An 8649-nucleotide genomic window follows, 5' to 3' on the forward strand; every position below is an offset into this window, starting at 1 on the left:
TGCTCAGCATCAAGGGGGTCAATATTGGGCGCCGATAGGGGGTCAGGTTTGAATGCCGATTGACACTCAGGAAACGGGAGTGTGAATCCTACGGGGCAAAAGAATCCTTGACCAATTCCAACATCAGCTCTAGTAAAACTGAAATGACGTTTTGCTAGATGAAACGATTGCGAATGATTATGTGGAGCCGCGCATGTCGCGAAGCCACAAACCAACCAACAGTTCGGGAGGAGCCTGACATGATGAAAGATAACCAAAAACTGAAGCTCACCACGGCGCTAGTGGCAGGTGGCCTGGCCATTGCTTCGCCTGCCTTTGCCGAGGGAGAGGTCGTGTTTGCGTCCTGGGGAGGCTCGTTTCAGGATGCCTTGCGCTCAGCCATGCTGGAACCTGCCGCTGGTGCGCTGAATATCACTGTCAAGGAAGATACGACAAACGGCATTCAGGACGTGCGCGCGCAGATCACGGCGGGTGCCGTTGCATGGGACGTTACAGAACAGGATTTGCCTTCGTGTGAAACCCTGAGCCGGGAAGGCAGCCTTGAGCCGATCGACTATTCGATTGTTGACACCACAGGCATTCCGAAAGAGCTGATCCATGACAATTACATCGGCTTCATCAACTTCACCAAGGTGATTGCCTATCGCAAGGATGCATTTGGCGACAATGGCCCGTCCAATTGGGCAGAGTTCTGGGATCTGGAAAACTTCCCCGGCAAGCGCGGTATGCACGGCAAGGTGAACTATAACCTCGAAGCCGCGCTCATGGCGGATGGTGTGCCGATGGCCGAGATCTATGACACGTTGGCCACGAATGAGGGCAAGGCGCGCGCATGGGACAAGCTGGGTGAGATTGCCCCCGAAGTTACCGTTTGGTATCGCGGCGGGTCGCAATCGGCGCAGTTGCTGCGTGACGGCGAAGTGGACGTGATCCATATGGGCCATAACCGCGTAGAAAGCGTGATCGCGTCGGGCATTGATGTGGCCTATGCCTTTGATGGCGGCACGATGGACGTGGACTGCTTGTTGGTTCCCAAGGGGGCTCCGAATAAAGACAACGCGATGCGCCTTATCAACGAATTGCTGAGCGCCGAAGCACAGGCGAGGCTGGCGGTGACCATGCCGTTGGGTCCGGTGAATTCGGGTGCCTTCGGCACCGGGATAATCTCGGATGAGATGGCAGTGAAGGTCAACACACATCCCGACAACTATGGCAAGCAGCTTCTGGTCGATCCGAACTTTTACATCGGCCAGCTGGGCGAGTTGACCGAAGAGTTTGACACGCTGATCCAACAGTAAAAAATATCTGGGCGCGGCACATCTTGTGCTGCGCCCATTTTTGTCAGGTTAGGAGCCCCCATGTCACCTGCAGCCCACTCCCTTCCCATCGATATATCCAACCTGTGCAAGGCCTACGGATCGGTCAAAGCGCTGAATGACGTGTCTTTGAACATCGCCGCGGGCGAGTTCCTGACATTGCTGGGGCCATCAGGCTCCGGCAAGACGACGCTTTTGATGGCGCTGGCCGGATTTGTGCGTCCTGATGGCGGGTCGATCCGGTTTGGCGAACAGGAAATGATTGCAACGCCGCCCCACAAGCGCGGCCTTGGCATGGTGTTCCAAAGCTATGCGTTGTTTCCGTTCATGACGGTCGCAGAAAACGTGGCTTATCCGTTGAAAATTCGCGGGGTGTCCAAAAGCGATCAGAAGGCCCGCGCCGAGCGCGCGCTGGAGACCGTGCAGCTGGGCGGTTATGGCGACCGGCGCATCACGCAATTATCCGGGGGACAAAGACAGCGCGTGGCCCTTGCCCGCGCCATGGTTTTTGAGCCGCAGATCATTCTGATGGATGAGCCGTTGTCAGCGCTCGACAAGAAGTTGCGCGAACATATGCAAATCGAATTGAAGGCGCTGCATGAAAAGCTGGATGCAACTGTCGTTTACGTGACCCATGACCAGCGCGAAGCCCTGACGATGTCGGACCGGATTGCAGTGGTCAATCATGGGCGGATCGAACAGATCGCGACGCCTGAGCGGCTCTATCGCCAGCCGCATAGTTTCTTTGTGGCGGATTTTATCGGGGAATCCATTTCCCTGCCGGTTAGTGTAGCGAATGACACGGCGCAGCTTGGCGAGCGCGTTCTGAAATCCAATACGCCTATTGCGCTGGGCAGCGGAGGCCATCGTCTGATCATCCGGCCCGAGTTGCTGGAAGTCACAGCAGGCGCGGTGCCAGACGCCGCCAATGACCTGTCCGGCCAAGTGCATGACATCATTTATCAGGGCGACAGCGTTCTAGTGATCGTTCAGCACGACAGCGCTGGTCAGATCAATGTGCGTGTGCCTGCCAATCGCGCGGGCCAAACCGGGTTGCCGTCGAAGGGAGAGCAAATCGGCCTTGCCCTGCATCCCGAAGATACGATCATCGTACCGGAACATGTGGCATGAGTATCGCCGAGACGTATGAAGGTGCTGGGACTCTTCAGAATGCCAGCACGCTCAAATCCGAAGAACGCCGCGAAAAACTGACGTTTCTTGGGCTTTCGATGCCTGCGGTTTTGACGATCTTGATCGTCGTCTTCCTGCCGATTTTCTGGCTGTCTTCGCTGTCGTTTTTCAATGCGGCAGGCGAACTGAGCACGGAAAATTACACGCGCATCTTTAGTAGTGCTCTCTATCGGCGAACCTTTGTCGTCACGTTTCAGATCAGCATTGCCGTGACGGTGATTTGCGTCCTTCTCGGCTACCCGCTGTGCTACTGGCTGACAAAGATGCCGAACAAAACAGCGGCCATTCTGATGGTGTTTGTGCTGGTCCCCTTCTGGACCTCGGTTCTGGTGCGGACCTATGCGTGGCTGGTGCTTTTGCAGCGCAATGGGATCATCAATTCGTCGCTGATGTCACTTGGCATTATCGAAGAACCGCTGCAACTGGCGCACAATCTGACCGGCTCCATCATTGGCATGGTGCATATCATGCTGCCTTTTTTGGTTCTGCCGCTCTACGCCACTATGCGCAATATTGACGGCGACCTGGTCCGAGCCGCCGTGGGCCTTGGTTCCAGCCCGCGCGGGGCCTTTTGGCGGGTATTTTTCCCAATGTCCCTGCCGGGCCTTTTTGCCGGCATCGTGCTGGTTTTCATCCTGTCGCTTGGGTTCTTTGTCACACCGGCTTTGCTGGGCGGTGGCCGGGTTCAGATGCTGGCGCAGCGTATCGAAAGCACCATCACAGTCTATTCGAACTGGGGGGCCGCATCAGCCCTGGGCGTGGTCCTGCTGTTGCTGGCGCTGGCGATGATCTGGCTGATGAACCGTGTCTTCGGGCTCGACAAACTGTTTATGCGCTGAGGATCTGAAAATGGAACAAGTCGGACAACGTAAAATCGACGGCCTGTGGCTGACAGTGGTCGGCATTGCTGTGCTGTTCTTTCTCATCCTGCCCACGCTGATCGTTATCCCGATGTCGTTTTCGGGGGCATCCTATCTGGAATTCCCGCCGACATCGCTCTCGTTTCGCTGGTACGTGGCCTATGTCACGTCGCCGGAATGGATGAGCGCAACAAAGACCTCGCTGATCGCGGCGGCGCTGACCACGGCAATCGCGACGCCCCTGGGCTCACTTTGTGCCTATGGTCTGCATTGCTCTGCGCCTCGTATCAGGAGCGCGGCTCAAATCCTTGTGATCATGCCGATTGTCGTGCCAGTGATCCTGATCGCTGTTGGAGTGTTCAGCCTCTATGCCAAGCTGGGGCTCAATTACACACTGACCGGGATCGTGATCGCCCATACTGCGCTGGCGCTGCCATTCGTGATCGTGACGGTGATGTCGGGATTGCAGAATTATGATTTCGATCAGGAGCTTGCAGCGCGCAGCTTAGGGGCGTCCCGTGCATACGCATTGTGGACAATCACCGTACCGCAGGTGAAATTCTCGATCCAGACAGGGGCTTTTCTGGCATTTATCACGTCGCTGGACGAGGTTGTGATCTCGATGCTGGTCTCGGGCGGGGAAAACGCCACAATCACCCGGCGCATGTTCAATTCACTGCGTGATCAGCTTGATCCGACAATCGCGGCGATCTCGACCTGTCTGATTGTCGTGTCCATCACGGCGCTTATCGGTGTGCAGATGATCGGGCGTCGGAAAGACAAGGCACAATGATGCGGGTCTTATTTTTCGCCAAACTCCACCCGAATCTGGCGGGCGGCATCAAGGACCGCCGCGCGATACTTTTCGACGGCTGTGTCATTGAAGCGGACGCGCAGGCCGGACAAGCTGATCGCGCCCAGCAATTCATCTTCGAACCCAAGAACAGGAACCGACAGTCCGGCGACGTCAGGATCGCGTTCACCAAGGCTGAGATAATACCCGGCCTTTCGGATGCTGGCCGCCTGTTTTCCCTGCCGGATGGAATAAGCATCCAGCACCTGACCCGAAGAGCCCATGCTCAGCGGAATGATCTCGCCCTCCTGAACGTGATCCCGCGCAAGCCTTGGCGAATTGACCCGGTAGAGGCACACGCCAGAGTTGCCGCGTTGCACATAAAACGACGCACTTTCGCCGGTCGCATTCACCAAATTCGCAAGCACCGGTCGCACAATTGGCCCCATCCGCAGGTTTTGGCGAAACACGGATCCAAGACGCCACAAAGACGGCCCGAGGTGAAACAGACCCTCGGCGTCTCGCGTAATATGACCAAACTTTTCAAGCGACACGCTCAGACGCAGAATTGTCGCCTTGTTGACCCCGCTGCGGTCCGCAACCTCCTTCAAAGAGAGGCCTGCATCGCCCGGCTCAAAGATGTCCAGCACACGCAATGCGCGCTCTACCGCTTCGACACCACCATTGGCGTCAGGGGATCGGGGCTTGTCGGGCATAGGCAGACCTTTCGACGCAAATCCGTCGCTTTTTATAGCCGGTTTGAGCGCAATTGGAAATCGCAAATAACGAAGGCGTCTGGCAATGAATAGCGCGCGGAAACAAATGATAACAGCTGGTTATGCGGACCTTCCTTTTGGCATTCATTCGCAATGTAAGGCTGATTGTGTTGGGGTTATGGGCGTTCCGAGCGAAGTTAACACCGGGCCCCGATCCGGCACCTCTCTGGCACCCGATGCGCTGCGCAAAATGACTGCCCAACTTGGGATCGGACTGCCTGTAGATGGTCGGGATCTTGGCAATCTGGACCTGTCAGGGGATTGGCCTGCCGCGTTGGAACAACTTGTGACGCAAATGGTGGATCACGGTGTTGTACCCGTTGTCTTGGGTGGCGCGTCTGATGTCGCCTCGGGTGTGCTGGGGGCCTTGCCTGATCTGCCAGTTGTCGCGGCCATGCCGTTGGCCCGGCGTGATATCGCGACGCGAACAGCCAACACGATCTGGGTGGGATTGAACGGCGATCAACCTGCTGGTGTCTGGGATCTGATCAGCCAGCGCAAGATGGATTGGCGCACCGCGCGGCAGTTGGATGAAGGGCACGGCGACTATTCTGACACGCCCGAGCGCGCTGTCTTGTGGATCGACATATCGGTCATTGATCTGGGGCATGCAGCTGGCAGCGTCGGCCTAAATCCCGGCGGGATGAAACCTGAAACGCTGGTTTCCGTCATTGGTGCCATGTCCTGTAAATGGCAGGCGATTGTGATCACCGGCCTTGCGCCTGCGCGCGACACCAGGGGAATGTCGGAACTGGCGGCGATCGAAACCCTGAACGCGGCGTTGCACAATGAGTGAAGCGGCGCAAATACAGTTTGACGCGATCCCCAGTTTTCTGGGCGCATCCATTGGCGATCTGGAAGATCTCGTGCCCGGTCAGGTCGCGATTGCAGGCTATTTTTGTGACAATCTCGCCCGGCCATCGGCAGGGCAACGCTATCTCGCGCGCCAGCTTCGGTATGCGTCCTGCCCCACAGTAACACCCGCGAATGCAATTGACCTTGGGGACGTGAACGTCTTTCCGCTAGAACCTGACAAGCATTTTCTCGCAGTTGCCTCGCAATGTGAATCGGTTCTTGAAACCGGTGCCCGCATGGTGTTGGTAGGCGGCGATTCCAGCGGTTTGGAAGCGCTTGACGTCGCCGCAAGACAGGTCACAGGTGCGGATGTTCCCATCATTGGGGTCAATGGCGGCGCAGTGAGCCATTTGCCCCGCACCCAACCGGTCATCCTGTCTGTGGATTTACAAGAGCTTGCGGGCAAATGGGTATCGCACCCGCATCGCCTGACGGGAATGTCACCAGCACAAATGATCGCGCAAATTGACGCCACCCCGGGCGATACCATCGCGGCTGCGGTTTTTGGGCTTGCCCCGGAACTGGACAACCGTGGCAAGGCTGAAACCCGCGCTGCACTGGCGATCCTGCAAGCGGTCACAGCTCGTCTTGAGAAAGGAGCAGGCTGATGCCTCTACGTTCGGCCCCGTTGCCGCGCATGGCAGGGCATCTGTCGTTCATGCGCTCTCAGACCAAAGCAATCGGCGACGTCCGGTCTGGAGATCTGGCCGTACTGGGCATCCCGTTTGAAGATACAAACGCACCTCATGCAGGGCAATCTCTGGCGCCGCGTGCATTACGCGAAACCTCGGTCTATTTCGGTTGGCACGCAAATCCACAATTCAGTCACCCCGTAGATATCGATGCGCGTCAGGATATCAGTACCGATGGCCTGCACGAGCGGCTTTGTGATCTCGGAGATATTGCACCGGGGTCCGAAGATGCGATCCACGCGGCCTTGAAGGCGGCCATGCGTCAGATCAGCGACAATGGCGCCTGTGCAATCTTTTTGGGCGGATCAGATCGCATGTCCGAGACGGCGCGGAGCGCGCTCCCTCATTGTCAGACAGTGCAGCTTGGCGGTACACCAGCCGATGCGCGCGATTTTCATATTGCGCCCTTGCCGAACGGAACGACCACGCCGGTAAATAGAGATACTGCCGCGCAGCGTGCCGCGTTTTCAGAGTGGCGGGATCCATCAAAGCCGTTGTTTGTTCGGTTTGATCTCTCGGTGTTTGAAACATCGCTCAGTGCGCTTTGTGATCGGCCCCGTTTGGGGGGCTGCGATCTTGCGACGGTGGTGCAATGGCTTGAGCTTTTGGGACGGCACGAGGTCAGCGCCATTATGTTGACCGGTCTGAATCCGAACCGTCCCGGAATGGGTGTCGTGAAGGTTGGCCAACGCCTGATGGTCACGGCTCTTCTGGCGTTTATCTATGCGCGCCTCGGCTTTGGGATTGATTTTCCGCGCCGCCAAACTTCCAAGGAAAAAGTACTGACATGACTGCAGCGATAACGACATTTCTCCCGCCTCTGGCACAACCGGGGTATCGGCTGTTTGATGGGCCTCTGCTCGATGCCGCCGACGTCCGTCCGGGCCAAATCGGTGTGGTGGGTATGCCCAGCGATTGGACACATTCAAGCCGGCTCGGAACCAGGTTTGGTCCCGAGGCGCTGCGTAAGGCAACGACGGTATTGCAATCCATGCGACCGCAGGGGGTCAGTTTTGATCCAGATACGGGCCAAAGAAGCGCAACGGCCAGCGACTGGCTCGTGGATTGCGGGGATGCAGTGATCACCCCTGAGGATGTAGACGCAACCACCGAGGCCATTGCCGCAATGACCGAGGCGCTGAGCGTTGGAGGGGCGATCCCTCTGGCACTGGGCGGTGATCACTATAATAGCTTCCCGGCCTGCCTTGGCTATTCCCGTGGGTTGGCCAAACGCGCACCAAATGCACGTTTTGGGTATATCCAGATCGACGGTCATCTGGATTTCTCTGACCGGCTTGGCGCGTGGGGCAGCCATAACCACGCAACCAATGCCCGTCGGATTTCCGAACTGCCCAATGTCGACGTGTCCAATATGGTTTGGGTCGGGATCACCGGTTGGGTCGACAGCGGTGAACTCGCCTTGATCGAAGAGCAGGGCGGTCGGGTGTTTTCGGCTGGCGACGTACATAAATTGGGGACGGCAGAGGCAATTCGTCAGGCGTTGGAGCATGCCATGAAGGGATGTGACGAACTGTATCTGTCAATCGACATCGATGCGATGGACGCTGGCTACCTCCCCGGCACCGGCTCAATCGTTCATAGCGGTATTACACCGCGTCAGTATTACGATCTGCTGGATGGGCTGGCCGAGGCCCCGTTGGGTGGACTGGATATTGTTGAGGTGTCCCCTCCTCTTGATCCGTCGGAGCGTACCGAATTTCTGGCTGCAGAAATGTTGTTCCGGATCCTGCGTCGCTTCCGCACACAACCTGTGACCGGGGCGGTGACAGAGCAATGATGGACTACAAAGGAACAGAGCAGCTGGGTGGGTTTTCCCATGCAGGAAAAACACTTGCGCCCGCGACACGGCCCTGGATCACAGACCTGTCAGCGCTTTGCCCTTACGAGGGCCTGCAACCCGGGAACCTACCGGAATTTGAACGCGACCCGAATTGGGACAACTGGGCGCTCACCGACAGTCCCAAAGACCCGAACCTGCGCCTGAACTGGCATCTATTTGAGGACGGTGGAAGAAGATTGATGGTCGCCGACCGGATGCTTATGAGCCGCGTCAGCTGGCAGGATCTGGATGATGCGGGGTATGTCCATGGCACAGAGCTGTCGATTGATGGACGCCTGTTTCGCTGCCGGTTGCTTACGGGGGGG

Annotated in this window: 10 protein-coding genes; 9 read left to right on the forward strand and 1 reads right to left on the reverse strand. The window is 57.4% G+C overall.

Going from position 1 to position 8649, the window contains the following annotated elements; translation table 11 throughout:
- Positions 1 to 239 precede the first annotated feature (239 nt).
- The 4 genes from ACR0L9_RS20475 to ACR0L9_RS20490 are packed head-to-tail and all read left to right on the forward strand — an operon-like array spanning position 240 to position 4160.
- Positions 240 to 1298, forward strand: coding sequence for an ABC transporter substrate-binding protein (locus ACR0L9_RS20475; protein ID WP_170417838.1), 1059 nt, complete (start codon positions 240 to 242; stop codon positions 1296 to 1298).
- 60 nt (positions 1299 to 1358) lie between these two features.
- Positions 1359 to 2447 carry an ABC transporter ATP-binding protein gene (locus ACR0L9_RS20480; RefSeq protein WP_170417835.1) on the forward strand — a complete coding sequence of 363 codons (1089 nt, stop codon included), beginning with the start codon at positions 1359 to 1361 and terminating at the stop codon, positions 2445 to 2447.
- Positions 2444 to 3346: an ABC transporter permease gene (locus ACR0L9_RS20485; RefSeq protein WP_170417832.1), complete on the forward strand. Its 903-nt coding sequence runs from the start codon at positions 2444 to 2446 to the stop codon at positions 3344 to 3346. Before ACR0L9_RS20480 ends, ACR0L9_RS20485 begins: the two co-directional genes overlap by 4 nt.
- 10 nt (positions 3347 to 3356) lie before the next feature.
- The gene (locus ACR0L9_RS20490) at positions 3357 to 4160 is read left to right on the forward strand and encodes an ABC transporter permease (RefSeq protein ID WP_170417829.1); all 804 of its coding nucleotides are present in this window, start codon (positions 3357 to 3359) and stop codon (positions 4158 to 4160) included.
- Between the two features lie 8 nt (positions 4161 to 4168).
- On the opposite strand, the gene ACR0L9_RS20495 is transcribed toward ACR0L9_RS20490, so the two are convergent.
- Complete coding sequence (locus ACR0L9_RS20495; protein WP_170417827.1) at positions 4169 to 4876, reverse strand: IclR family transcriptional regulator; 708 nt, start codon at positions 4874 to 4876, stop codon at positions 4169 to 4171.
- Positions 4877 to 5054: 178 nt separating this feature from the next.
- On the opposite strand from ACR0L9_RS20495, the gene ACR0L9_RS20500 reads away from it, so the two are divergent.
- The 5 genes from ACR0L9_RS20500 to ACR0L9_RS20520 all read left to right on the forward strand — a co-directional run.
- The gene (locus tag ACR0L9_RS20500) at positions 5055 to 5732 is read left to right on the forward strand and encodes an arginase family protein (RefSeq protein ID WP_170474326.1); all 678 of its coding nucleotides are present in this window, start codon (positions 5055 to 5057) and stop codon (positions 5730 to 5732) included.
- Positions 5725 to 6399 (forward strand): hypothetical protein, encoded by a 675-nt coding sequence (locus ACR0L9_RS20505; protein ID WP_170417821.1) that lies wholly within the window; start codon positions 5725 to 5727, stop codon positions 6397 to 6399. Before ACR0L9_RS20500 ends, ACR0L9_RS20505 begins: the two co-directional genes overlap by 8 nt.
- Positions 6399 to 7274 (forward strand): arginase family protein, encoded by an 876-nt coding sequence (locus ACR0L9_RS20510; RefSeq protein WP_170417818.1) that lies wholly within the window; start codon positions 6399 to 6401, stop codon positions 7272 to 7274. Before ACR0L9_RS20505 ends, ACR0L9_RS20510 begins: the two co-directional genes overlap by 1 nt.
- Positions 7271 to 8281 carry an agmatinase family protein gene (locus tag ACR0L9_RS20515; protein WP_170417815.1) on the forward strand — a complete coding sequence of 337 codons (1011 nt, stop codon included), beginning with the start codon at positions 7271 to 7273 and terminating at the stop codon, positions 8279 to 8281. Before ACR0L9_RS20510 ends, ACR0L9_RS20515 begins: the two co-directional genes overlap by 4 nt.
- Positions 8278 to 8649: hypothetical protein (locus ACR0L9_RS20520; RefSeq protein WP_480896571.1), on the forward strand; the 372-nt coding region annotated here is incomplete at its 3' end. The genes ACR0L9_RS20515 and ACR0L9_RS20520, both read left to right, overlap by 4 nt.

This window comes from Ruegeria sp. I3 (assembly GCF_056532525.1).